Here is a 24,190-nt window from a genome sequence, read left to right on the forward strand (position 1 = left end):
CTGTATCCGTTTTCCTACAAGTTGGTCAGTATAACCAGCTTGTCCGGTACGCGCGTCCGGAAAACTGAGCGCGTGCTCACACTTGGCCGTATTGCTGCCCGTGACGCAGCCAGCGATCCAGCAGCGGGCTGACGTGGTCGGGCCAGCGTTCCAGCAGCGCCTGGGCGGCATCGCGTACGGCGGGGAGCAGGTCGGCGTCGCGCATCAGGTCGGCTACCTTGAATTGAAGCAGACCGGTCTGGCGCGTGCCGAGCATTTCACCGGGGCCGCGCAATTCGAGGTCTTTTTCGGCGATGACGAAACCGTCGTTGGTTTCGCGCATGATCCCCAGCCGCTGGCGACCGATCTGCGACAGTGGCGGGTGATACAGCAGGACGCAATGGCTGGCGGCGCTGCCTCGACCCACGCGTCCGCGCAACTGGTGCAACTGTGCCAGGCCCAGGCGCTCGGGGTTTTCGATGATCATCAAGCTGGCGTTGGGCACGTCGACGCCCACCTCGATCACCGTGGTGGCAACCAAAAGTTGCAGGGCGCCGGCCTTGAACTCAGCCATGACGGCGGCTTTCTCGGCGGGCTTCATGCGTCCGTGGATCAGCCCGACCTTCAACTCGCCGAGGGCGGCGGTGAGGTCCTCAAAGGTGGTCTCGGCCGCCTGGCAGGTCAGTTCTTCCGACTCTTCGATCAGCGTGCACACCCAATAAGCCTGCCGCCCTTCTGCGCAGGCGCTGCGCACGCGCTCGATCACCTCCACTCGTCGGGTATCGGTCACCAGCACGGTGTTGACCGGCGTACGGCCGGGCGGCAGTTCGTCGAGGATCGAGGTGTCGAGGTCGGCGTAGGCGCTCATCGCCAGGGTTCGCGGGATCGGCGTCGCGGTCATGATCAGTTGATGAGGGCACATCCGCCCGCCCACGCCTTTCTGCCGCAGGGCCAGGCGCTGCTGCACGCCGAAGCGGTGCTGTTCATCGATGATCACCAGGGCCAGGTTCTTGAATTGCACCTCGTCCTGGAACAACGCGTGGGTGCCGACCACCATCGGTGCCCCTTCGGCGATCTGCGCCAGGGCGGCGGCGCGGTTCTTGCCCTTGAGCTTGCCGGCCAGCCAGGCGACTTCGATGCCCAGCGGTTCGAGCCAGCGCTGGAAGGTGATGAAATGTTGTTCGGCGAGGATCTCGGTGGGCGCCATCAGCGCTACCTGATACCCCGCTTCCAGGGCCTGGAGCGCGGCGAGGGCGGCGACCACGGTCTTGCCGGCGCCGACATCGCCCTGGATCAACCGCAGCATCGGCTCGGGCTGGCTCAGGTCGTAGGCGATTTCGTTGCCGACCCGTTGCTGGGCGCCTGTGGGGGTGAACCCGAGGTTGGCCAGGTAGCGGGCCGGCAGATCCCTGGCCTTGGGCATGGCTGGGGCGCGCAGGGAACGCAGGCTTTCGCGCAGGCGTTGTTGGGACAGTTGATGGGTCAGCAGCTCTTCGAACGCCAGACGATGCTGGGCCCAGTGATGGCCGACGGCGAGTTCGTCCACGTCGGCATCGGCGGGCGGATGGTGCAAGTAGCGGATCGCATCGGCCAGGGGGGCCAAGTGGTAATCCCGGGCCAGTTCCGTGGGCAGCCAGTCGGGCAGGCTGCTGGGGCCGAGCAGGGTCAGGGTTTGCTGGCAGAGCTGGCGCAGGCGTTGTTGGGTCAGGCCTTCGGTGAGGGGGTAGACCGGGGTCAGGGTTTCGTCCACCGGCGGCGGTTCGTCACCGGTGATGGCGCGGTATTCCGGGTGATAGATCTCCAGCCCCGAAGCCCCGGGCCGCGCCTCGCCGTAGCAGCGCACACGGGTGCCGCGCTTGAGGCCCTCCTTTTGCGCATTGCTGAAATGATAGAAGCGCAGGCTGAGCCCGCCGGTGCCATCCTGCAAGCGCACCACCAGGCTGCGACGGCGGCCCATGACCACGTCGGCGCCGCTGACGGTGCCTTCGATCACCGCATCCTGTCCCGGGCGCAGATGGCCGATGGGCACCACGCGGGTGCGGTCCTGGTAACGCAGCGGCAGGTGGAACAGCAGGTCCTGGAGGGTTTCCAGGCCGACCTTGGCCAGTTTCTCGGCCATGGCTTCACCGACACCCTTGAGTGTGGTGACCGGCACTTTCGACAGCTCCGTCATGGGCGTGGCTTACTTGCCAGCGGGCGGCTTGGCCACGGAGCACAGGCGGATCGAGTCAGCGAGGATCTCGATGGCCTTGGGCCGCGGGAAACTGGCGCGCCAGGCGATGGCCACGGTGCGGAACGGCACGGGCGGCGTCAGCGGGCGGACTTCGATCACGCCCGGGGAGTAATGATGGCTGTCCACCGCCGACAGCGGCAGGATCGAAATACCCAGGCCCGACGCGACCATGTGGCGGATGGTTTCCAGGGAGCTGGACTCCACCGTGGTGTGCTTGGCGCCTTCGTTGCCCTTGGTCAGGGTCGGGCAGGCTTCGAGCACCTGGTCGCGGAAGCAGTGGCCTTCGCCAAGCAACAGCAGGCTCTTGTCGTTGAGCTGGGCGGCGTCGATGGTCTTTTTCTGGGTCCAGGGGTGCTGGGCCGGCATCAGGACGTAGAACGGTTCGTCGTAGAGCGGCAGGGTCAGGACGTCGGCTTCGTTGAATGGCAGGGCGATGATGATCGCGTCCAGCTCGCCGTTGCGCAGCTTGTCGCGCAGCACATGGGTGAAGTTTTCTTCGATGTACAACGGCATCTGCGGGGCGACCCGGTGCAGTTGCGGAATCAGGTGCGGGAACAGGTACGGGCCGACGGTGTAGATCGCGCCGACTTTCAGCGGGGCGGTCAGTTGGTTCTTGCCGGCCTGGGCCAGTTCGCGAATACCCTGGGCCTGCTCCAGGACCTTTTGCGCCTGGGCCACGATGCCTTCGCCCACTGGAGTCAGGCGCACGGCGCTTTTGCTGCGCTCGAAAATCAGCACACCGAGTTCGTCTTCAAGCTTTTTCACGCCCACCGACAGCGTCGGCTGGCTGACGTGGCAACGCTCGGCCGCATGGCCGAAATGCTGCTCTTGGGCGAGGGTCACGATGTAGCGTAATTCTGTGAGGGTCATGGCGAGCGTCCGTGAAGTTGCGAGCCAAGCATACCGGCTGCAATCGATAGACGCACGTTATCAGACTGGGGGGGCGGTGTGACACTGTCCAATGTCTGTTGGGGCGTTGCTGAATATGAAAAAGGCATCTTTCGATGCCTTCCTGCCGGTTGTACTAATTGTGGCGAGGGAGCTTGCTCCCGCTGGGCCGCGAAGCAGCCCCAAAACCAGCGAATGCGCCGTATCAGGCAGATCGTGTTGATCGGGCCACGGCCTGCTGCGCAGTCCAGCGGGAGCAAGCTCCCTCGCCACAGGATTCACCTGCTACCGGGTTGCCAGGTTCAGTCAGCGCCGGCGCTTGTCGATGGAGTACACAAACGGTGCCGTCAGTTCGATGGTGCCGTTGGTCAGCAGCTCCGCCGGCGGCTTGGGCAGCGGTTGGGCGCGGCGGATCATTTCCAGGGTGGCCCGGTCCAGGGAGTCCGTGCCGGAGCTGCCCACCAGTTCGAATGACAGCACGTTACCTTCGGCATCCACCACGAAGCGCAGGCGGTTCATGCCTTCCTTGTTCATCTGCTGGGCCCTGGGCGGGTACTTCTTGTACTTGCCCAGGTGCGCCAGCAGCGTGCCCTGCCAGTTGGCCTTGGCAGCCGATTGTGCAGGTGACGGGCCAGGAGCCGGTTGCGCGGACTTCTCGGCCACTGACTGGGTTGGCGGGGTGTCGCTGGGCTTCTGCTCCGACGGCTGTTCCTTCGGCGGCTCGGGCTTTTTCTCCACCGGTTTGGGTTTGGGCGGTTGCGGCTTTGGCTTGGGCTTGACCGGCTTGGGCACGGAAATCTCCGGCTTCGGCGCTTCGGCAAGCTTGGGCAGAGGCAATTCTTCGACCGGCTCGGGAGGTTGCGGCGGTGTGACGACTTTTGGCGGTGCCGGCGGCGGCGGGGCTGGTACCGGCGCCAGCTCGACCATCATCGCCTGGGGAGGCAATTCGATGGGCGGGCGCGATGTCCAGTTCAACGCCAGGGCGATGGCGAGCGCATGCACGCCCAGCACCACTGCCAGGCTACCGCTGTAACGCGTCAGCTTTTGGCGCGTCGTGATCATTTCTGCCGCGCCGTCTCGAGTCCGACCAGGCCGACCTTCAGGTAGCCAGCGCCCCGCAGCGCGTCCATCACGCTCATCAGGTCGCCGTAGTCCACGCCTTTGTCGGCCTGGAAGAAGATCGTCGTGTCTTTCTTGCCTTGGGTCTTGGCGTCGAGGGTCGCGCCAAGGGTTTCGGCCTTGACCTCTTCTTCGCCCAGGAACAGGCGCTGGTCGGCCTTGACGCTGAGGAACACCGGTTTTTCCGGCCGTGGCGAAGGCTTGGCCGTCGACGCCGGCAGGTCAACCTTGATGTCCACGGTGGCAAGCGGGGCGGCCACCATGAAGATGATCAACAGCACCAGCATCACGTCGATGAACGGCGTGACGTTGATTTCGTGGTTCTCGGCCAGATCGTCGTCTGCGCCTTCTTTCAAATGCAGGCCCATGGCCGATTACCCCACTTTCACCATGTGCGGTTGCGAGCTGCGCTCGGGCGGCAGGTGGTCGAGGTCGCGGCTGACCAGCAACAGGACTTCAGCCGAGGCGTCGGAGACCTGGGCCTTGTAGCCGGCAATGGAACGGGCGAAGACGTTGTAGATCACGACGGCCGGGATCGCTGCGACCAGGCCCAAGGCCGTTGCCAGCAAGGCTTCGGCGATGCCGGGTGCGACGACGGCGAGGTTGGTGGTCTGGGTCTTGGCGATGCCGATGAAGCTGTTCATGATGCCCCACACGGTGCCGAACAGACCGACGAATGGCGCGGTAGAGCCGATGGTGGCAAGCACGCCGGTGCCGCTGCTCATGTTGCGACCGCAGGCGGCGACCAGGCGTTCGAGGCGGAAGCTCACGCGTTCCTTGATGCCTTCTTTCTCGCGGCTGTTGGCCGACAGGCGCATCTCTTCGAGTGCGTCATGCACGAGCAGGTTGGCAAGAGTGCCTGCCTTCGCGGCGGTGGCGCTGGCTTCCTTGAGGGTGGTGGCTTTTTTCAGGGCGGCGATTTCACCACGCAAGCGACGCTTGGCACCCAGCAGCTCGAAGCCTTTGGCAATCCAGATAGTCCAAGTGATGATCGAGGCGATGGCCAGGCCGATCATCACGATTTTCACGATGATGTCGGCGTTCTTGTACATGCCCCATGGCGACAGGTCGTGGGCCATGCCCAGGGAGTTGTCGGCTTCGAGCACTTGAGGTGCGTCGGCTTCGACGGCTTGGGCCGGGTCGGTGGCGACCGGCGTTGCAACGGGAGCGGCCGGGTCGGCCGGTGCCTGGGCAGCAGCCGGTGCGGTGGCCGGGGTCGTGGCGGGCGCCTGTGCATCGGCGAACGCGGCGGCAGGTGCCAGCAGCAGGCTGAATAGCAGGGCGGCTACCGTGCCCCAGGCACGAGGTCGATTGGTTGGCGAAGCGGGGGATAGAGAGCGTTTCATGCTGGCCGGACCTGAGAGAAAAAAGAAGGTTGATGTTCTTCCAGGCCTCGGGGGCCGAGAACAAAACTGGCGGGCATTATTGCAAGTAATTCTTGTTAACAAAAGTAATACAGTTACTTTTTTTGTGCGATGGCTAGCCGCCCGTCCCCCTCGGAGGCTAGTCTGCGGCTTTGCCAGAGGAATTCTTGATGTCCGCGCCTTCTGTTTTGATCGCCGGCTGCGGTGATATCGGTGGCCGCCTGGCCCGTCAGTTATTGGCCGCACATTGGCAAGTCCATGGCCTGCGGCGTACGGTTTCGAGCCTGCCGGCCGGCGTCATCGGCGTGGCGGGGGATTTGTTCAGCGAGCAATGCCCGGCCGATTGGCCCACCGGTTCGTTGGATTACCTGGTGTACAGCGCCGCGGCCACCGACCATGACGAAGCGGGCTATCGCTCGGCTTATGTCGAAGGGTTGCAGCATGTGTTGGGCTGGTTGAAGCAGCATGGGCAGCAGCCCAAGCGTCTGCTGTTTGTGTCCAGCAGCAGTGTTTATGGGCAACAGCTGGGCGAATGGGTGGATGAAACCTCGCCAACCGTGGCCAGCGGCTATTCCGGTCGCCTGATGCTCGAAGCCGAGCAAGTGGCCTTGGGCAGTGGCATCCCGGCCAGCCGCGTGCGCCTGACCGGCATCTATGGGCCGGGTCGGGAATGGTTGCTGAGCCAGGTGCGCCAAGGGTATCGCGTCGTGATCGACCCGCCGCTGTACGCCAATCGCATCCACGCCGACGATGCGGCCGGCTTGCTGGCGTTCCTGCTGGAGGCCGATCGCCAGGGCCAGATGCTGGACGATTGCTACATCGGCGTCGACGACGCCCCTGCGCCGCTGGCCGAGGTGGTGGGCTGGTTGCGTGAATACATGGGCGTCACCCAGTGGGCCGAAGACGCCAGCGTGCGTCGTGCCGGCAGCAAGCGCTGCAGCAATGCCCGGGCGAAGGCCTTGGGCTGGACGCCGCGGTATCCGAGTTTTCGCCAGGGGTATGCGGCGATTCTGGAAGGGCGCAGCTGACACGGGCTTGCTCGGCGTGTGCTCGATGATATTGTTCGGCGCCAAGGGCTAGATCTCTATGGGCTCTTACCGTCCTGAGTACCTTCCACGTCTTGACTTGGTTCATCAAGCTCGCCGAGCATTATCCGTTGCTTGCCGAAACCAGGAGTGATCCGAAGGCCACTCGCAACCGTTTCAATCATCTTTTGCGTCGTCGATGTGGGCCAACATCCGATCGAACGATCTAACCGCGACAAGGACCGTCATCAATGCAAGCCAGTTTCAGCAAAGGCGTTATCTTTGCACTCTCCGCCGCCGCACTTAACGCCACGATAGGCGTGCTCAGCAAAGTGCTCATGAGCAATGGCTTCACCGCCAGCAGTGTCGCCGTCATAAAGACCGTCCTGGGTTGTCTACTGCTCTCGGCCTTGCTGCTGTTTATCAAGCGTCCGGCGACGACGGCCAAATGGACCCAGGCGGCGATCTGCGCGTTTCTCGGTATCTTTGTGCTGTTCCACTTCGAAACGGCTGCCTATCGGCATTACGCTGCGGCGGGTGTAGTCGTGATGCTGATGGCCAGTGCTTCCATTTCCTCGATTGTGCTCGGACGCATAATCCTCAAGGATGCGATCACCGCGAACGCCACTGTGGGCGCCGCCTTGGCGATCGCCGGAATCGCGGTGATCTTTGGCGCCGATCTGCGGCAGGGCTTCACGCTCCAAGGCGTTGCGCTCGCGTCCATGGCGGGCTGCGGCTATGGGGCGTTTTCGGTAGCCATGAAACGGATGGGCGTGTCCGGTGGGCTGCACTTCACTCGTCAGTTGCTGTTCTTCGGCAGCCTGTACTTGCTGATGCCGGCTTCGGCCGACGGCTTCGTGATCGGTGAGCTGTCGCCCTGGGCGATTGCCGCACTGCTGGCGCTGGCCGCGCTGCCGACCATCCTCGGCTTTTTTTGCACCACCAAGGCAATCGAGTACCTCAAGCCATCCCAGGTGCAAGCCTTGGAGCTGACCGAGCCGCTGTTCGCCGCACTGCTGGCATTTGTTGTGCTCAATGAGGTGCCACGCGAAAGCCTGTACCCGGGCGCACTGCTGATCATCATTGGGCTGTGTTTCTCCAATGAGCTGATCCGCCTGGGCAGAAGAAAGCCTGTCCCCTCTCGCGTGTGAACCTTTACCGGCGTGGGGCGCCCGTACATTTATTTCGAGGCGCCCTATCCCTTACTGCTTTTCCAGCACCCATTGCCGAGTCCCCGGCGTGAACGACGGCATTTCATCGGCCAGCGCGGCGTTGACGGTCTGGAAAATCTCCAGCCGCTTGCCGTCGCGGGCAAAGATCCAGGTGTTGCCCTGGCCGTTCTGCTGCAACCAGATGTTGTCGTTGCCACCGCTCATGGAGGCGCAATCGCCGGCCAGGCACAAGGCGTAACGATCGGCGCCCGGCAGCCCGCTGACCTGGCCGTCGGGCTGGAATTGCACGCTGGCGCCCTGGCCGGGGCCGTTGACGATGCTCCAGGTGCCACCCAGGTAGGCGGTATACAGCGCTCGCTCGAAACTGGCGCCGATCGGCGCACCTGCGGGTACCTGGACTGACGCCCGGTCGAACACCTGCTGCGGTTCGTTCTCGGTGGCGGCCTGGCTTAACTGGTCGCCATCGCGCTTGAGTTCGCTGGCGGAGCTGCCGTAGAAATCGACTTTCCAGGCGCCGTCTTCTTCGCCCAGCAACTTGCCTTCGACGTTTTCAAAGCCGTTGGTGTAGCGCGCCTGACCGGCCCGGGTGTTGACGTCCCATTCCAGGTTCGGGCCGTAGCCCTGCAGCGCTTCGCGAAGCGGGCCGCCCTTGGCGGCAGCGTCGATGGCTGCTTGGTTGATCCAGGTGCCGCTGATGTCACGGTCGGCAGGGTCGCTGGCGCAACCGCCCAGAAGCAGGGCAGCCAGCGAGAGAGCAAGCGCTTTGCGCATGGTGGAATCCTTTCAGAACGAAAACGGCGCAGCAGGGGAGGCTGCGCCGGCCTTATTACTCGATGACCAGGATGGCATCCATCTCAACCTGAGCGCCCTTGGGCAGGGCGGCCACGCCGATGGCGGCGCGGGCAGGGTAAGGCTGGTCGAAGTACTTGCCCATCACCTCGTTGACCTTGGCGAAGTGGCTCAGGTCGGTGAGGAAGATGTTCAGCTTGACGATGTCCTTGAACGAACCACCTGCGGCCTCAGCCACGGCCTTGAGGTTTTCGAACACCTGCACGGTCTGGGCTTCGAAGCCTTCCACCAGCTCCATGGTCTTGGGGTCCAGTGGAATCTGGCCCGACATGTACACGGTGTTGCCGGCCTTGATCGCCTGGGAATAAGTACCGATGGCGGCCGGGGCCTTGTCGCTGGTGATAACAGTCTTGGTCATGAATGACTCCTGATAACGAATGGGCTACGCGCGCATCCGGGTGATGCGGATAACGCCGGTCAGGGCGCGCAGTTTCTTGATCACGCGGGCCAGGTGCACACGGTCGTGTACGCTGACTACCAATTGAACGACGCTGATGCGGCCATCGCGTTCGTCCATGCTGATTTTTTCGATATTGCCGTCGGCGGCATTGACGCTGCTGGCCAGCAGCGCGATCAGGCCGCGCTGGTGCTCCAGCTCGACCCGCAGCTCGACGTTGAATTCGCCGGTGACATCCTTGGCCCAGGAGAGCTGGATGCATTTTTCCGGGTTATGACGGATTTCGCTGATGTTGCGGCAGTTGTCCAGGTGCACCACCATCCCTTTGCCGGCGGACAAATGGCCGACAATCGGGTCGCCCGGGATCGGTGTACAGCACTTGGCATAACTGAGCACCAGGCCCTCGGTGCCGCGAATCGCCAGCGGACCTTCGGGGCTTGGCAACTGTTCGCCTTCACCGAGCAGCCGACGGGCAACGACGTAGGCCATGCGATTGCCCAGGCCGATGTCTTCGAGCAGGTCTTCGATCAGTTCGAGGCGGTATTCATTGAGCATCAGTTGCACACGCTCGGCCGGGATCTTGTCCAGGGAGCTGTCGAAACCGTTCAATACCTTGTTCAGCAGGCGTTCACCGAGGCTGATGGATTCGGAGCGGCGTTGCAGTTTCAGGGCATGACGGATATGGGTGCGGGCCTTGCCGGTGACCACGAAATTGAGCCATGCCGGGTTGGGTCGTGCGCCCGGGGCGCTGACAATTTCCACCGTGGAGCCGCTTTGCAGCGGTTCGGACAACGGTGCCAGGCGGCGGTTGATCCGGCACGCGATGCAACTGTTGCCGACGTCGGTGTGTACCGCATAGGCAAAGTCCACGGCCGTGGAGCCTTTGGGCAGCTCCATGATCCGGCCCTTGGGCGTAAAGACGTAGACCTCGTCCGGGAACAGGTCGATCTTCACGCTCTCGATGAACTCCAGGGAGTTGCCGGCGCGCTGCTGCATTTCCAGCACACCCTTGACCCACTGCCGGGCGCGGGCATGGGTGCTCTTGGGTTGTTCGTCGCCGCTGGATTTGTACAGCCAATGGGCGGCGATGCCGTTGTTGGCCATCTCTTCCATTTCGCGGGTGCGGATCTGGATTTCGATGGGTACGCCGTGCATGCCGAACAGCGTGGTGTGCAGCGACTGATAGCCGTTGGCCTTGGGAATCGCGATGTAATCCTTGAAGCGCCCCGGCAACGGTTTGTACAAATTATGTACAGCTCCCAGCACGCGATAGCAGGTGTCGACCTTGTCGACGATGATCCGGAACGCGTAGACGTCCATGATCTCGTTGAAGGCCCGACGCTTGCCGCGCATTTTCTTGTAGATGCCGTAGAGGTGTTTCTGCCGCCCGCTGACTTCGCCTTCGATGCCGTCGATGGCCAGGCAGTGGCTCAGGGATTCTTCGATCTTGTTGACGATTTCCTTGCGGTTGCCCCGGGCGCGCTTGACGGCCTGGTTGATCCGCGCCGAACGCATCGGGTGCATGGCCTTGAAGCCGAGGTCTTCGAACTCGATGCGGATCGCGTGCATGCCCAGGCGATTGGCGATGGGTGCGTAGATTTCCAGGGTTTCCTTGGCGATGCGCCGGCGTTTTTCGCCGGACAGCACTTCCAGGGTGCGCATGTTGTGCAGGCGGTCGGCGAGCTTGACCAGGATCACGCGAATGTCGCGTGCCATGGCCATGGCCATTTTCTGGAAGTTCTCGGCCTGGGCCTCGGCCTTGGTCTCGAAGTTCATCTGGGTCAGCTTGCTGACCCCGTCGACCAGTTCGGCCACGGTTTCGCCGAACTGCGCTTGCAGCGCTTCCTTGGCAATGCCGGTGTCTTCGATCACGTCATGCAGCATCGCCGCCATCAGGCTCTGATGGTCCATGTGCATGTCGGCAAGAATATTCGCCACCGCAAGAGGATGCGTGACGTACGCCTCGCCACTGCGGCGGCGTTGGCCGTCGTGGGCTTGTTCAGCGTAGAAATAGGCTCGGCGGACCAGGTTGACCTGGTCCGTGCCGAGATAGGCCGATAAGCGATCGGCGAGGGCGTCTATGCTCGGCATGATGATGACTCCTGCCGTCTGCTGTGACCCCGCGCCGTGCTACGTCGACCAGGCATAGGCTTAGACCGCCTCGTTGGACTCGTCCTCGAACGCTGCGAACAGCGGTTCGTCTTCGACGATTTCAGCGTTGGCGATGAACTCGTAGCTCATCAGGCCCTCGGCGATTTCACGCAGCGCTACTACTGTAGGCTTGTCGTTTTCCCACTGGACCAATGGCTCTTTGCCGCCGGTGGCCAGTTGACGGGCACGCTTGGTAGAGAGCATGACCAGCTCAAAGCGGTTTTCCACGTGTTCTAGGCAGTCTTCAACGGTTACGCGGGCCATGGTATTCCTCGGAGCGAATGCAATATGCGCGCTGCCCGGTTGGGCGAGCGGACTCGACAGTTTAAAAAAACACCAGCGTTTAGGGAAGCGCTGATTTTTTAACCAAACCCCTCGGCGCGCTGCGACTACCAATGTAAAGCCGTCGCAGCGGTTTTGGGAAGGGCTGTTCAGCCCAACAATTCGGCCAATAATTTGCCGAAACGTTGCTGTTGGCGTTTCTGCTGCAGCTGGCTGGCGCGGAAAATCGCCTTCAGGTCGTCCAGCGCGTGGGCGAAATCGTCGTTGATGATCAGGTAATCATAGTCGACGTAGTGACTCATCTCGCTGACCGCTTCGCGCATCCGGCCCTCGATGATGTCGTCGCTGTCCTGGCCACGGTTGGTCAGGCGCTGGCGCAAGGCTTGCTGGCTTGGCGGCAGGATAAAGATCGAACGAGCCTGGGGCATCAGCTTGCGCACCTGCTCGGCGCCTTGCCAGTCGATTTCCAGGATCAGGTCGTGACCTTCGTCCAGGGTCTGCTGCAAGTAACTTTGCGAAGTACCATAAAGGTTGCCGAAAACTTCGGCGCGCTCCAGGAAGTCGCCGTGTTCGGCCATCTTCACGAACTCTTCGCGGTCGACGAAGTGATAGTTCACACCATTCACTTCGCCCGGACGCATGGCGCGGGTAGTGTGCGAGACCGAGACGCGGATCTGCGGTTCGGCATCGATCAGTGCCTTGACCAGGCTGGTCTTGCCGGCGCCCGAGGGCGCGGAAATGATGTAGAGGGTGCCGGTGCTGTGGGTCATGTCGTTAGCCTTACTCAATGTTCTGCACTTGTTCGCGCATTTGTTCGATCAACACCTTGAGGTTGACCGCCGCCTGGGTGCTGCGCGGGTCGAAGGCTTTGGAGCCCAGTGTATTGGCTTCGCGGTTGAGCTCCTGCATCAGGAAGTCGAGGCGGCGACCGGCCGCGCCGCCGGACTTGAGCACCCGGCGAACTTCGATGATGTGGGTGCTCAGGCGATCCAGTTCTTCGGCCACGTCGCTTTTTTGCGCGAGCATGACCATTTCCTGTTCCAGGCGTTGCGGGTCCAGTTCGGCCTTCATGTCGGTGAAGCGGTCGAGGACTTTCTGGCGCTGGGTGGCGAGCATCTGTGGGACCAGTTCGCGCAGGGTGCTGACGTCTTCTTCGATGGAGGTCAGGCGCTCGTTGATCAGTCGGGCCAGCTCCGCGCCTTCGCGCTCGCGGCCGGCCTTGAGTTCCTTGAGGCCTTCATTGAACAGCGTCATCGCCTCGGCGTTCAGCGCTTGGGGGTCGCTCGCATCGCCCACCAGCACGCCGGGCCAGGCCAGGACTTCCAGTGGGTTCAAGGCGGCAGGATGCTTGATCAGGCTGGCGACGGTTTCGGCCGCGGCGACCAGTTGCGCGGCGCGCTCACGGTCCACCTGCAAGGCTTTGCCAGTGCTTTCTTCGGTGAAGCGCAGGGTGCATTCCAGCTTGCCCCGGGACAGGCCCTGGCGCAGCGCCTCGCGCACGCCGCCTTCGAGGTCGCGGAAAGACTCGGGCAGGCGCAAGTGCGGCTCCAGGTAGCGGCTGTTGACCGAACGCAGTTCCCAGCTCAGCGTGCCTTGGGCCCCGGCTTTTTCGACGCGGGCGAAAGCGGTCATGCTGTGCACCATGGAGGGTCCTCGCAATGCAGGCGGCCACAACGGGTGGTGGTGGGGCCTGGAATCTGTGAATAAAAGCCGAAGGGCAGCAAAGGCGCAGGATTGTAGCGCAGTGAAGCGCATGCCCCAAACGCGCATGTGACAAAGCGCTGCAACCCGTCGGGCAGGCCTTTGCGCGGCTTCGCTCGCGCCGGCTTTTTGGAGCCGAGTGACGTTTGACTGCCCTATGACGATTCACGGCTCTATAATGCTCGGCAGTTTTCCGTCCTCCGTACAGGTATTCCCTATGAAACGTCCAAGTGGTCGCGCTGCCGATCAGCTTCGCTCGATCCGCATTACCCGCAACTACACCAAACACGCCGAGGGATCTGTACTGGTCGAATTCGGTGATACCAAAGTCATCTGCACTGTCAGTGTCGAAAACGGCGTGCCACGCTTCCTCAAGGGGCAGGGCCAGGGCTGGCTGACGGCCGAATACGGCATGCTGCCGCGCGCCACGGGTGAGCGGAACCAGCGTGAGGCCAGCCGTGGCAAGCAGGGCGGTCGTACCCTGGAAATCCAACGCTTGATCGGCCGTTCGCTGCGTGCCGCTCTGGACATGTCCAAGTTGGGCGACGTGACGCTGTATGTCGATTGCGACGTGATCCAGGCCGATGGCGGTACCCGTACTGCCTCCATCACCGGGGCCATGGTCGCCCTGGTCGATGCCTTGAAAGTGATCAAGAAGCGCGGCGGCCTCAAGGGCGGCGACCCGCTCAAGCAAATGATTGCCGCTGTGTCCGTGGGCATGTACCAGGGCGAGCCGGTGCTGGACCTGGATTACCTGGAAGACTCCGCTGCCGAGACTGACCTGAACGTGGTCATGACCAGTGCCGGCGGTTTCATCGAAGTCCAGGGCACTGCCGAGGGCGCGCCGTTCCAGCCAGAAGAATTGAACGCTATGCTGGAATTGGCGAAGAAAGGCATGAACGAGATCTTCGAACTGCAAAAGGCCGCCTTGGCTGACTGATCGATTCCCGCTTCAAGACAAGGAGAGTGTCATGAGTGATGAGCAAATCCTACTGCCCCAGCCGAGCAAAGAGGCGCGTCAATGGGCAATGTTTTGTCACCTGTCCGCCTTGTTGGGGATCTGGATTCCGTTCGGCACGCTGATCGGGCCGCTGGTGCTCTGGCAGCTCAAGCGTGAGTCCGACCCGTTCATCGATGCCCAGGGCAAGGAAGCGCTGAACTTCCAGATCACCGTGGCGATTGCCTCGGCGATCAGCCTGCTGCTGATGGTCGTGGTGATCGGCTTCTTCCTGTTCGGCCTGGTGGCTATCGGTGCGCTTGTGCTGACGATCATTGGTGGCGTGAAGGCCAATGAAGGGCAGCCGTATCGGTATCCGTTTACCTGGCGCCTGGTCAAATAACGATCAGCCCTGCGATCCAAGGACAATGCCCCGGCCTATCGGGGCATTGTCTTTTTTGAAGTCATAAATGTTTCTTTTTATGTGCAGTTTCCCACTGCGTAGCGAGTTATTGTGCGCATATTCCGCTCTTACACTTCTAGTCACAACTGCACGGTTTTAGTGCGGTCTCTATGCTTGGCAATAAGACGCTTCGATTGATAGAGTTGCGCCAAGTTATATTCCTTCAGAAATATTTCGATATATTCAGACCATTGAAGGTCCTTGAATTCAAAGCCAATCAGTGTTGAGGCAATCAACCTGTTCAAGAGGCGTGTCCAGGTAAAAAGTTCGCCCCTGAATATATGTTCAAAGAATAAACACTCATGTTTCAGCTCGATTTCTATGGAACACTTGTCGCCGCCTCTCTGGTGCTTTTGCTGGGGCGCGGACTTGTTACGCGTGTTGGTTTTCTTCGCGCCTACAATATCCCTGAGCCTGTAGCGGGCGGGCTGGTAGTTGCCCTGGTGCTCCTGGCTTTGCGGGGGCTTGAAGTTGAAGTTCGATTTGATACTTCATTGCAGACACCGTTGATGCTGGCATTTTTTGCCACGATTGGCCTGAGCGCGGACTTCGCGAGCCTGAAGAAAGGCGGGCGCGTGGTTGGGATTTTCCTGCTGGCGGTCGTCGGCCTGTTGGTGGTCCAGAACGCCATGGGCGTCGGGCTCGCAACAGTGCTGGGGCTCGATCCGTTGATGGGGTTGCTGACTGGCTCGATCACCTTGGCGGGCGGTCACGGTACTGGCGCGGCGTGGGGGACGGTGTTCAGCGAGAAGTTCGGCCTGGCTTCTGCCTCCGAACTTGCGATGGCTTCTGCGACGTTTGGCTTGGTGTTAGGTGGCTTGATCGGTGGGCCGGTTGCGCGCCTGCTCATCAAGCGTGTTCAGTCACCCGGCGGTCTTGAATCAGAAAAGCCCCGGATACCCAAGGGTTTCGAACAGCCGAACAAAGAGCGCTCGATTACGCCGTTTTCGTTTATTGAGACGCTCGCCCTGATTGCAGTCAGCCTTCTGGCCGGTACGCTCTTGAATGGGCAGCTCCACGACACCGCATTCGAGTTGCCGACGTTCGTTTGTGTCTTGTTCGTGGGGGTGGTCTTGCGCAATGGACTTTCGGCACTTGGCTTGTATCAGGTCTTTGAGCGAGAAGTATCCGTACTTGGCAATGTCAGCCTGTCACTGTTTCTGGCTATCGCCTTGATGTCACTCAAGTTGTGGGACCTGGCGTCACTGGCATTGCCGATATTCATTATCCTGGCGGCCCAGACATTGGTCATGGCGCTGTTTGCGATTTTCGTGACGTTCAGAATCATGGGCAGTCATTACGATGCAGCCGTCTTGGCGGCAGGGCATTGCGGTTTTGGGTTGGGCGCCACGCCGACGGCCATCGCCAACATGCAGGCAGTGACTCAGCGCTACGGGCCTTCACAGATAGCGTTTCTGGTGGTACCGATGGTGGGAGCGTTCTTCATCGATATCATTAACGTCATCGTCATCAAGTTGTACCTTGCCCTGCCGTTGTTTGCCGTGGCTTGAGGTTCTGCGCGGTAGCGTTCGCCATAAAAAATGCCCGTATCTTGCGATACGGGCATTTTCTTTTTCGGTCGACCTGGGAATGTCGCCGGTACGCTAGATGGTCAGCGTCCAGTCGTAATCCACGATCAGCGGCGCATGCTGCGAGAACCGTGGCTGGCGCGGCAGGCGGGCGCTGCGTACGAAGCGGCGCAGGCCAGGCGTCAGCAACTGGTAGTCGAAGCGCCAGCCAAGGTTGAGCATCTCGGCCTGTTCGTTGTCCGGCCACCAGCTGTACTGGTCGCCTTCACGGCTGACTTCGCGCAGGGCGTCGACATAACCCATGTTGCCAATGATCTCGTCCATCCAGGCCCGTTCCGGCGCCAGGAAACCAGGAGATTGCTGGCTGTCGCGCCAGTTCTTGATATCCAGCTTCTGTTGCGCCACGTACAGCGAGCCACAATAGATGTACTCGCGACGTTTGCGCCGCTGTTTATCCAGATAACGGGCGAAGTCGTCCATCAACTTGAATTTCTGATTCAAATCTTCATCGCCGTTCTGCCCCGAAGGGAGCAGTAAGGTCGCGATGCTGACCTTGTCGAAATCGGCTTGCAGGTAGCGCCCGTAGCGGTCCGCCGTCTCGAAACCGAGACCGTTGATGACAGCCTTCGGTTGCAGCCGCGAGTACAAAGCCACGCCACCCTGGGCGGGGACTTCGGCATCGCAGGCATAAAGGAAGTAACCATCCAGTTGGAAGGCTGCATCGTCCAGTTCAAAGGCGGAGGCGCGGGTGTCCTGCAGGCAGATGACGTCGGCATTCTGTGCTTGCAGCCAACTGAGCAAACCACGCTCGACTGCAGCCTGAATACCATTGACGTTCACACTGATGATCCGCATAAATGGCCCCAAAAATCACGTGCGTGTATGATACACGCCGTGTACCTATTTAGCTAAATCCGCGGTATTTGAGGCTTTTTTTCATGCAGGCGTATCAGCGCGATTTCATTCGCTTTGCCATCGATCGCGGCGTTTTGCGCTTCGGTGAGTTCACCCTCAAGTCCGGGCGCACCAGCCCGTACTTCTTCAATGCCGGCCTGTTCAACAGCGGTTCTGCCTTGGCGCAACTGGGTCGTTTCTATGCGGCGGCCATCGTCGAGAGCGGCATCCCGTTCGACGTGCTGTTCGGCCCAGCCTACAAAGGCATCCCGCTGGCCGCCTCCACTGCCGTCGCCCTGGCTGAACATCACGACCGCGACTTGCCTTGGTGCTTCAACCGCAAGGAAGCCAAGGCCCATGGCGAAGGCGGCAGCCTGGTGGGTGCCCCGCTGACCGGCGACGTGTTGATCATCGACGACGTCATCACTGCCGGCACTGCCATTCGCGAAGTGATGCAGATCATCGCTGCCCAGGAAGGCGCCAAGGCCGCTGGCGTGCTGATCGCCCTGAACCGCCAGGAGCGCGGCAACGGTGAGCTGTCGGCGATCCAGGAAGTGGAACGCGACTTCGGCATCCCGGTGATCAGCATTGTGTCGCTGACCCAGGTGCTGGAGTTTTTGGCCGACGATCCGCAGCTCAAGCAGCATTTGCCGGCGGTTGAGGCTTATCGGGCGCAGTTTGGTGTCTGAAAAACCAAAGGCCCTGTGAGACAGGGCCTTTTATTCAGTGGCGCTCACTTGCGAAGGCAAAGGGCGCGCAGTAAAGCATCCACTTGTCCAAACGCGTCCTGTTGCCACTGGTCCGGGGTCCGATCCTCAAGGATTTGGCTGTCTTCGACGAAACGCCTTACAGAGGTCGGGCCATAGCCGTCGGCTACATCAAATTTTTGGCAGATGTGCAGGAAGCCTTGTTCGCCACTTCCGGTTTCAATGACGGGGCGGCATTCTTCAGCGAGTGCCGCTATGCCACCTGGATAATTACGGACGCAATAGTAGATGTCGTAGGCGTCTTTTTGCTTATGTCGCCCATTAAGGGCATAGCCCTTCATCGCGAGCAGTGCCGGGATAGAGCAAACGGCAACCTCGACGCGATTTTTGCCGCCAGTTGGCATGGGGCCTTCAATCGCGACCATCTGATAGAACCGCATTGCCAAATCGGCGCCATCGGCACGTTGAACCGCAAAGTCATTCAGGATAGGCGGTTTATTCTGGATGATCTCGGCATCGCGAGGCATCAAGAAATCCACGATCACATCTATCGGGGCGCCCCCATCGTTCACGGGAACCTGGCGAACGAGCTGGAAGCGTCGTAGCTCTCCTCTTTGCTCATACCCATTGCCCATCAGGGCCTCGACCAGTGTTGCGTACTCGCCATCGCCAAGTGCTTCTGCATCTAGGCTCAAGTCGACGTCGAGCGTACCCACATGCGGCATGTCATTATGGGCAAGGAGCAGCCATGGCACCGCTCCTCCGATCACTGCGAACTTGCCTTTGAAACTTCCCAGAATCTGGCCCATTTCGACGAGCACGGCCTTCACTGCGGCCGTAGTCCTATCCTCATAATCCGAGGCAGATTGAGGCTCTTGCGGCACTAACGGGGCCATGTCAATTTTTCCTGGCGTAAATACTCAGCAGCTTCTTTTGCGCGTTCTCCGGCCACCGTCAAATCCAGATAGGTCTGAACCGGGCTGGTGCACAGCACGCCGGGTGCTGCTTCGACGGTGTCCAGTAAAAGTCCTTCGTCCCTGGGAACGGTGATCACCACATTTTCGCCCTTGGCCGCAGGGACAAGCTGTAGAGCTTCGATCAGTTTATCCAACCCTTCACTGTCGGCATAAAAGTAATGCGTGCCCACACGGGCATAGGGCGCGAGCCATTGCGCGGCGGAAAACGAGGAGAAAAGCGTGCGCCCGCAGCTCTGTTCGCCAATAACGCTCCGCGCTGCATTTTCCAGGGCGCTGCCATGTAAGGTGGTATAGAACTTTTTACGCTCCCCCGATGGAGGTTCGTAGGCCTCGACCCATGCATCCAGCAGGGCCTGAGGATCGCATAGGAAGAATCCATTGCTTGTTACCTGCCCCCATTCCCGATCAAGCAGGGCGGTACGCACATTGCTGACTTGACCCAAGCTTGTGCTGGCCGCTTCGGAGAGCTCAATTACCCGCCATGCATGGGCCGGTTCGCGCAGCATTGCACGAAGGATCTGTGCTGACTTCGGCTTGAAGAGTGACTTCAGCTCTCTATGTTCTGCTGGCGGCTTATCCGCAACTTGACGGTCGATGAATACGCCATCGAATGAAATCCAGGCATTACCCTCAAGGTCCAAGTAGCCGACACCTTTTTCCCGACATGCCTGCCTGGCAGCGGGCGAGAGATAGGGGGCGATTACGATAGCTGTGACGTCAATGTCCCACGCAGTTACGTAGTCACGAAGCTGAAGGATGGCTGCGTTTACAAATCTGGGCTGCCCACTGGCTTTAACCTCGCAGACCAGAGAGCGAGATTTACCCGATGTGGCTATTTCAACGATGAAATCGGGGGCCCAGTATTTTGTCTGCGGCGCGGCTTCCAGGCTTTTTATTTCGATGATTGGCACTTTGCGCAGGAGATCGCACAACGCCTCTTTTGAGCTTTTTTCGAAATCTTTCATTGATGGAGCCCTTTTCAACGAATGTTGAAAATAGGTCAACTGGTGAAATTCTTCCAGTATTTTCAATAAATATGGCAGTTTCAGCGTTTGTTGAAATGCGCGTATTTGATGAAAATCCAGCTTCTCTCGACATTCTCGAGCGCAAAAAAAATCGCGAGCCTCGCCAGCCCTAACGGATTTTCGCAAACTCGAAAATCCAATTGGAGCTGTAAAGGTCGCGATCTGTTGCGTTTCCGGTATTAAGGCCGCTTGCGATTGCTGATCAACGTACCCACGCCAGTATCGGTGAAGATCTCCAGCAGAATCGCATTCGGTACCCGGCCGTCGATGATCAGCGAGCTGCCGACGCCGCCCTGCACCGCTTCCAGCGCGCAACGAATCTTCGGCAGCATGCCGCCGTAGATGGTGCCGTCGGCGATCAGGTCATCGACCTGCTGGGTCGACAGCCCGGTCAGGACTTTGCCGGTCTTGTCCATCAGGCCGGCGATGTTGGTCAGCAGCATCAGCTTTTCAGCTTTCAGTGCTTCGGCAACCTTGCCCGCCACCAGATCGGCGTTGATGTTGTACGACTCGCCGTTGGCACCCACGCCGATGGGCGCGATCACCGGGATGAAATCGCCCTTGACCAGCAGGTTGAGCAGGTCGGTGTTGATGCCGACCACTTCGCCCACATGGCCGATGTCGATGATTTCCGGTTGGGTCATCTCCGGCGTCTGGCGGGTGACGGTGAGTTTCTTCGCCCGGATCAGCTCGGCGTCCTTGCCTGTCAGGCCGATGGCGCTGCCGCCATGACGGTTGATCAGGTTGACAATGTCTTTGTTGACCTGACCGCCCAGGACCATTTCCACCACATCCATGGTCTGCGCGTCGGTCACGCGCATGCCATCGATGAAGTGGCTTTCGATCGACAGGCGCTTGAGCAGGTCGCCGATTTGCGGGCCGCCGCCGTGGACCACCACCGGGTTGATGCCCACGGCCTTCATCAGCACGATGTCGCGGGCGAAGCCGGTCTTGAGCTCCTCGCTTTCCATCGCGTTGCCGCCGTATTTGATCACCAGGGTCTTGCCGACGTAGCGTCGGATATAAGGCAACGCTTCGGACAGGACCTTGGCGGTGTTGGCGGCGGCTTCGCGTTCGAGGGTCATTCAGGGCTCCGGTAGTGCTTCAAAAAATCAAAACGGTAGTTGGAGATCAGGTGCAACACGTTTGAGTTGGGTGTGGAACACATCCTTGATGCGCTGCAGTTCGGCCTCGTTGTCGGCCTCGAAACGCAGTACCAGCACCGGTGTGGTGTTGGATGCGCGAACCAGGCCCCAGCCGTGGGGATAGTCGACCCGCACACCATCGATGGTGGTCAGTTCGGCGCCTTCGCCCCATTGAGCGTCGTGCAGTGCATCAATGATGCTGAATTTGCTCTCTTCGGTCACATGGATATTGATTTCTGGCGTAGAAATATCGTTCGGGAAGGTCGCGAACAGCTCTTCGGCGCTGGATTTCTCCTTGCTGAGGATTTCCAGCAGGCGCGCGGCGCTGTAGATGCCGTCGTCAAAACCGAACCAGCGCTCCTTGAAGAAGATGTGGCCGCTCATTTCGCCGGCCAGCAGGGCGCCGCTTTGTTTCATTTTCTTCTTGATCAGCGAATGGCCGGTTTTCCACATCAGTGGACGACCGCCGTACTCCTTGATCAACGGCACCAGGCGACGGGTGCATTTAACGTCAAAGATGATTTCGGCGTTCGGATTGCGCGCTACCACGTCCTTGGCAAACAGCATCAGCAGGCGGTCGGGGAACACCACGCTGCCGGTATTGGTCACCACGCCCACGCGGTCGCCGTCGCCGTCGAAGGCCAGGCCCAGGTCGGCGTTCGTTTCCTTGACCTTGGCGATCAGGTCTTCAAGGTTTTCCAGCTTGCCCGGATCCGGGTGGTGGTTAGGGAAGTTGCCATCCACGTCGCAGAACAGCGGGATGACTTCGCAGTTCAGGGCTTCGATCAGTTGCGGGGCGATCACGCCAGCCGCGCCGTTGCCGCAGTCGACCACCACTTTCAGGCGACGAGCGAGTTTCACGTCCTTGACGATTTCGTCGTTGTAGCGTTCGAGGATATCGACCTTGGTGATGCTGCCCTGGCCGCTGCTCAGGTCGTTGGTCTTGAGGCGGGTGTGCAGGGCCTGGATCTGCTCGTTGGCAAGGGTGTCGCCAGCGATGACGATCTTGAAGCCGTTGTAGTTCGATGGGTTGTGGCTGCCGGTGAGCATCACCCCGGATTTGCCGGCCAGCACGTTGGCGGCGTAGTACAGCGCCGGGGTCGGCACCAGGCCCACGTCGCTGACGTGGCAGCCACTGTCGGCGACGCCTTTTATCAGTTGTTCGACCAGCTCAGGCCCCGACAAGCGGCCATCACGGCCGACACACACGTTCGGTTCGCCCTGGGCCAGGCTCTGGGAGCCAATGGCCCGGCCGATCCAGTAGGCGGTTTCGGCGGTAAGGGTTTCCGGTACCACGCCACGGATGTCGTAGGCGCGGAAGATGCTGTCAGGGAAGATCGGGGCGATTGCGGCTGGGGTGTTCATGGGCGGGGCGCTCTATCAGGAAAGTGACTGGACAGGCCGACGGGTCGCGTCGGCAGGCTCAAGCTGAAGGGTATGACGGCGTTTTTGACAGAGAGTTCGTGGTGGGAAAATGCCATGAGACAGCGTTACCCCGGCCTCGCTCGCCTAATACGTTGATTCCGGATGGGAAACCTAGCAGAAAGCCACTGCGCATTTTTTGTCCTGAAACACAAGCTTCACAAACGGGCCGGGCAGGACGCCCGGCTTGAAAACACCGGTCAATGGCTGCCGGAATGCCCAAAACCACCCGCGCCACGCTGGCTTTCGTCGAATTCTTCGACCAGTTCGAAGTGGGCCTGGACCACCGGCACCAGCACCAGCTGCGCGATGCGTTCGCCCACGGCAATGTTGAAGGCTGTTTGGCCGCGGTTCCAGCACGACACCATCAGTTCGCCTTGATAGTCGGAGTCGATCAGGCCCACCAGGTTGCCCAGCACGATGCCGTGCTTATGGCCCAGGCCCGAGCGCGGCAGGATCAGCGCGGCCAGGCCAGGATCGCCGATGTACACCGACAGGCCGGTAGGAATCAGCAGGGTCTGGCCCGGCTCCAGGATCGTGTCCTGCTTGAGCATCGCCCGCAGGTCGAGGCCGGCGGAGCCCGGTGTGGCGTATTGCGGCAGCGGGAATTCGTTGCCGATGCGTGGGTCGAGGATCTTGGCTTGTAGGGCGTGCATGACATTTAAACCTGGTTCAGACGTTCGGCGATGAAAGTGATCAGCTGGCGGGCAATCTTGCTCTTGCTGGTCTGGGCGAAAAGTGTGGCGTGCAACTGGCGGTCGATCACGCTGCAGGCGTTTTCTTCGCTGTTGAAGCCGATGCTCGGGTTGGCCACGTCGTTGGCGACGATCAAGTCGAGATTCTTGTCCTTGAGCTTGCGTGCGGCGTAATCGAGCAGGTGTTCGGTCTCGGCGGCAAAGCCGACACTGAACGGGCGGTCGGGGCGGGTGGCGATGCTGGCCAGGATGTCCGGGTTGCGCACCATTTGCAGGAGCAGGCCGTCGCCGCTTGTAGGGTCTTTCTTCAATTTTTGCGGGGCGACGACTTCGGGGCGGTAGTCCGCCACCGCCGCCGAGGCGATGAACAGGTCGCAGGGGATGGCGGCCTCGCAGGCTGCGAGCATGTCCCGGGCGCTGACCACATCGATGCGCGTGACCCGGTCCGGAGTCGGCAGGTGCACGGGGCCGGTGATCAGTGTTACCCGGGCGCCGGCTTCTACCGCGGCTTCGGCCAGGGCGAAGCCCATTTTCCCGGAGCTGTGGTTGGTGATGTAGCGCACCGGGTCGATGTTTTCCTGGGTCGGTCCGGCGGTGATCAGCACGTGCTTGCCGGTCAGGGCCTGGCGCTGGAAGCAGTCGGCGGCGCACTGGGCCAGGTCGGTGGCTTCAAGCATGCGGCCCATGCCGACATCGCCGCAGGCCTGGCTGCCGGAGGCCGGGCCGAAGACTTTCAGGGCGCGGCTTTCGAGCAATTGCAGGTTGGCCTGGGTGGCCGGGTCGCGCCACATGGCCTGGTTCATGGCCGGCGCCACGGCGACCACCGCGTCGGTGGCGAGCACCAGGGTGGTCAGCAGGTCGTCGGCGATGCCCTGGGCCAAACGGGCGATCAGGTCGGCCGTGGCCGGGGCGATCAGCACCAGGTCGGCCCACTTGGCCAGTTCGATATGACCCATGGCGGCTTCGGCCGCCGGGTCGAGCAAATCCAGGTGGACCGGGTGCCCGGATAGGGCTTGCATGGTCAGCGGGGTAATGAACTCGCTGCCACCGCGGGTCATGACGACCCGTACTTCCGCGCCCTGGTCGATAAGCCTGCGAACCAGCTCGGCGCTCTTGTAGGCGGCAATGCCGCCGCCGACGCCCAGAACGATGCGTTTCCGATACAGCCGCTGCATAGGCCTGCCTTTCGATTTCAGTGGTCAGTGCAAGACGAACCCCTTGGCAGCAGCTGCCAGG

Annotated in this window: 23 protein-coding genes and 1 pseudogene; 6 read left to right on the forward strand and 18 right to left on the reverse strand. The window is 61.0% G+C overall.

Going from position 1 to position 24,190, the window contains the following annotated elements; translation table 11 throughout:
* Positions 1 to 76 precede the first annotated feature (76 nt).
* The 5 genes from recG to exbB all read right to left on the reverse strand — a co-directional run bounded on the left by recG (position 77) and on the right by exbB (position 5,565).
* A complete protein-coding gene (gene recG / locus BLU76_RS01415) occupies positions 77 to 2,152 on the reverse strand; it encodes an ATP-dependent DNA helicase RecG (RefSeq protein WP_063323789.1) in 2,076 nt (691 codons plus the stop codon).
* Positions 2,153 to 2,161: 9 nt separating this feature from the next.
* Positions 2,162 to 3,082, reverse strand: coding sequence for a hydrogen peroxide-inducible genes activator (locus tag BLU76_RS01420; protein ID WP_063323790.1), 921 nt, complete (start codon positions 3,080 to 3,082; stop codon positions 2,162 to 2,164).
* Between the two features lie 324 nt (positions 3,083 to 3,406).
* The gene (locus tag BLU76_RS01425; protein ID WP_063323791.1) at positions 3,407 to 4,162 is read right to left on the reverse strand and encodes an energy transducer TonB; all 756 of its coding nucleotides are present in this window, start codon (positions 4,160 to 4,162) and stop codon (positions 3,407 to 3,409) included.
* Positions 4,159 to 4,587, reverse strand: coding sequence for a TonB system transport protein ExbD (gene exbD / locus BLU76_RS01430; protein WP_063323792.1), 429 nt, complete (start codon positions 4,585 to 4,587; stop codon positions 4,159 to 4,161). Before exbD ends, BLU76_RS01425 begins: the two co-directional genes overlap by 4 nt.
* A 6-nt stretch (positions 4,588 to 4,593) precedes the next feature.
* Positions 4,594 to 5,565: a tonB-system energizer ExbB gene (gene exbB / locus BLU76_RS01435; protein ID WP_092148307.1), complete on the reverse strand. Its 972-nt coding sequence runs from the start codon at positions 5,563 to 5,565 to the stop codon at positions 4,594 to 4,596.
* Positions 5,566 to 5,753: 188 nt separating this feature from the next.
* Here exbB and BLU76_RS01440 point away from each other — a divergent pair, with 188 nt between their 5' ends.
* Positions 5,754 to 6,611: an SDR family oxidoreductase gene (locus tag BLU76_RS01440; protein WP_092221252.1), complete on the forward strand. Its 858-nt coding sequence runs from the start codon at positions 5,754 to 5,756 to the stop codon at positions 6,609 to 6,611.
* A gap of 248 nt (positions 6,612 to 6,859) precedes the next feature.
* Positions 6,860 to 7,759 carry a DMT family transporter gene (locus tag BLU76_RS01445; RefSeq protein WP_063323795.1) on the forward strand — a complete coding sequence of 300 codons (900 nt, stop codon included), beginning with the start codon at positions 6,860 to 6,862 and terminating at the stop codon, positions 7,757 to 7,759.
* A 51-nt stretch (positions 7,760 to 7,810) separates the two neighbouring features.
* On the opposite strand, the gene BLU76_RS01450 is transcribed toward BLU76_RS01445, so the two are convergent.
* The 6 genes from BLU76_RS01450 to BLU76_RS01475 all read right to left on the reverse strand — a co-directional run bounded on the left by BLU76_RS01450 (position 7,811) and on the right by BLU76_RS01475 (position 13,103).
* Positions 7,811 to 8,551, reverse strand: a complete 741-nt coding sequence (locus BLU76_RS01450; protein ID WP_092148302.1) for a hypothetical protein — start codon at positions 8,549 to 8,551, stop codon at positions 7,811 to 7,813.
* 55 nt (positions 8,552 to 8,606) lie between these two features.
* Positions 8,607 to 8,987 carry a RidA family protein gene (locus tag BLU76_RS01455; RefSeq protein WP_003206880.1) on the reverse strand — a complete coding sequence of 127 codons (381 nt, stop codon included), beginning with the start codon at positions 8,985 to 8,987 and terminating at the stop codon, positions 8,607 to 8,609.
* Between the two features lie 24 nt (positions 8,988 to 9,011).
* Positions 9,012 to 11,117, reverse strand: coding sequence for a bifunctional GTP diphosphokinase/guanosine-3',5'-bis pyrophosphate 3'-pyrophosphohydrolase (gene spoT / locus BLU76_RS01460; RefSeq protein ID WP_063323797.1), 2,106 nt, complete (start codon positions 11,115 to 11,117; stop codon positions 9,012 to 9,014).
* A gap of 60 nt (positions 11,118 to 11,177) precedes the next feature.
* Positions 11,178 to 11,441, reverse strand: a complete 264-nt coding sequence (gene rpoZ / locus BLU76_RS01465; protein WP_003177259.1) for a DNA-directed RNA polymerase subunit omega — start codon at positions 11,439 to 11,441, stop codon at positions 11,178 to 11,180.
* A gap of 167 nt (positions 11,442 to 11,608) precedes the next feature.
* Positions 11,609 to 12,229, reverse strand: coding sequence for a guanylate kinase (gene gmk, locus BLU76_RS01470; RefSeq protein ID WP_003206877.1), 621 nt, complete (start codon positions 12,227 to 12,229; stop codon positions 11,609 to 11,611).
* A 10-nt stretch (positions 12,230 to 12,239) separates the two neighbouring features.
* Positions 12,240 to 13,103 (reverse strand): YicC/YloC family endoribonuclease, encoded by an 864-nt coding sequence (locus BLU76_RS01475; protein ID WP_063323798.1) that lies wholly within the window; start codon positions 13,101 to 13,103, stop codon positions 12,240 to 12,242.
* Between the two features lie 274 nt (positions 13,104 to 13,377).
* Between BLU76_RS01475 and rph the strand changes: the two genes are divergently transcribed.
* From rph to gltS, 3 genes are all read left to right on the forward strand, one after another.
* Positions 13,378 to 14,100, forward strand: coding sequence for a ribonuclease PH (rph, locus tag BLU76_RS01480; RefSeq protein ID WP_003177262.1), 723 nt, complete (start codon positions 13,378 to 13,380; stop codon positions 14,098 to 14,100).
* 31 nt (positions 14,101 to 14,131) lie between these two features.
* On the forward strand, positions 14,132 to 14,500 hold the full coding sequence (locus tag BLU76_RS01485; protein WP_013694558.1) for a DUF4870 domain-containing protein: 369 nt from the start codon (positions 14,132 to 14,134) through the stop codon (positions 14,498 to 14,500).
* Positions 14,501 to 14,862: 362 nt separating this feature from the next.
* Entirely contained in the window at positions 14,863 to 16,071 is a 1,209-nt protein-coding gene (gltS, locus tag BLU76_RS01490) for a sodium/glutamate symporter (RefSeq protein WP_063323799.1), read from the forward strand.
* Between the two features lie 93 nt (positions 16,072 to 16,164).
* Here the strand turns inward: gltS and BLU76_RS01495 are convergent, their stop codons facing one another.
* Complete coding sequence (locus BLU76_RS01495) at positions 16,165 to 16,944, reverse strand: exodeoxyribonuclease III (RefSeq protein ID WP_013694557.1); 780 nt, start codon at positions 16,942 to 16,944, stop codon at positions 16,165 to 16,167.
* Positions 16,945 to 17,027: 83 nt separating this feature from the next.
* Here BLU76_RS01495 and pyrE point away from each other — a divergent pair, with 83 nt between their 5' ends.
* Entirely contained in the window at positions 17,028 to 17,672 is a 645-nt protein-coding gene (gene pyrE, locus BLU76_RS01500; RefSeq protein ID WP_092221254.1) for an orotate phosphoribosyltransferase, read from the forward strand.
* Positions 17,673 to 17,716: 44 nt separating this feature from the next.
* Here the strand turns inward: pyrE and BLU76_RS01505 are convergent, their stop codons facing one another.
* The 6 genes and pseudogenes from BLU76_RS01505 to coaBC all read right to left on the reverse strand — a co-directional run bounded on the left by BLU76_RS01505 (position 17,717) and on the right by coaBC (position 24,129).
* Positions 17,717 to 18,586 (reverse strand): hypothetical protein, encoded by an 870-nt coding sequence (locus BLU76_RS01505; protein WP_092221256.1) that lies wholly within the window; start codon positions 18,584 to 18,586, stop codon positions 17,717 to 17,719.
* Positions 18,574 to 19,818, reverse strand: a complete 1,245-nt coding sequence (locus BLU76_RS01510; protein WP_256572624.1) for a type IV toxin-antitoxin system AbiEi family antitoxin — start codon at positions 19,816 to 19,818, stop codon at positions 18,574 to 18,576. Before BLU76_RS01510 ends, BLU76_RS01505 begins: the two co-directional genes overlap by 13 nt.
* 53 nt (positions 19,819 to 19,871) lie before the next feature.
* Entirely contained in the window at positions 19,872 to 20,777 is a 906-nt protein-coding gene (gene argB, locus BLU76_RS01515; RefSeq protein ID WP_025216133.1) for an acetylglutamate kinase, read from the reverse strand.
* A 27-nt stretch (positions 20,778 to 20,804) separates the two neighbouring features.
* Positions 20,805 to 22,208, reverse strand: a pseudogene (locus BLU76_RS01520) (phosphomannomutase/phosphoglucomutase); the annotation flags it as partial.
* Positions 22,209 to 22,459: 251 nt separating this feature from the next.
* Complete coding sequence (gene dut / locus BLU76_RS01525; protein ID WP_003206867.1) at positions 22,460 to 22,915, reverse strand: dUTP diphosphatase; 456 nt, start codon at positions 22,913 to 22,915, stop codon at positions 22,460 to 22,462.
* A 5-nt stretch (positions 22,916 to 22,920) separates the two neighbouring features.
* Positions 22,921 to 24,129, reverse strand: a complete 1,209-nt coding sequence (coaBC, locus tag BLU76_RS01530; protein WP_003206865.1) for a bifunctional phosphopantothenoylcysteine decarboxylase/phosphopantothenate--cysteine ligase CoaBC — start codon at positions 24,127 to 24,129, stop codon at positions 22,921 to 22,923.
* Between the last annotated feature and the right edge of the window lie 61 nt (positions 24,130 to 24,190).

This window comes from Pseudomonas sp. NFACC08-1, assembly GCF_900106735.1.
In the GTDB taxonomy this organism is placed as follows: Bacteria; Pseudomonadota; Gammaproteobacteria; order Pseudomonadales; family Pseudomonadaceae; genus Aquipseudomonas; species Aquipseudomonas fluorescens_Q.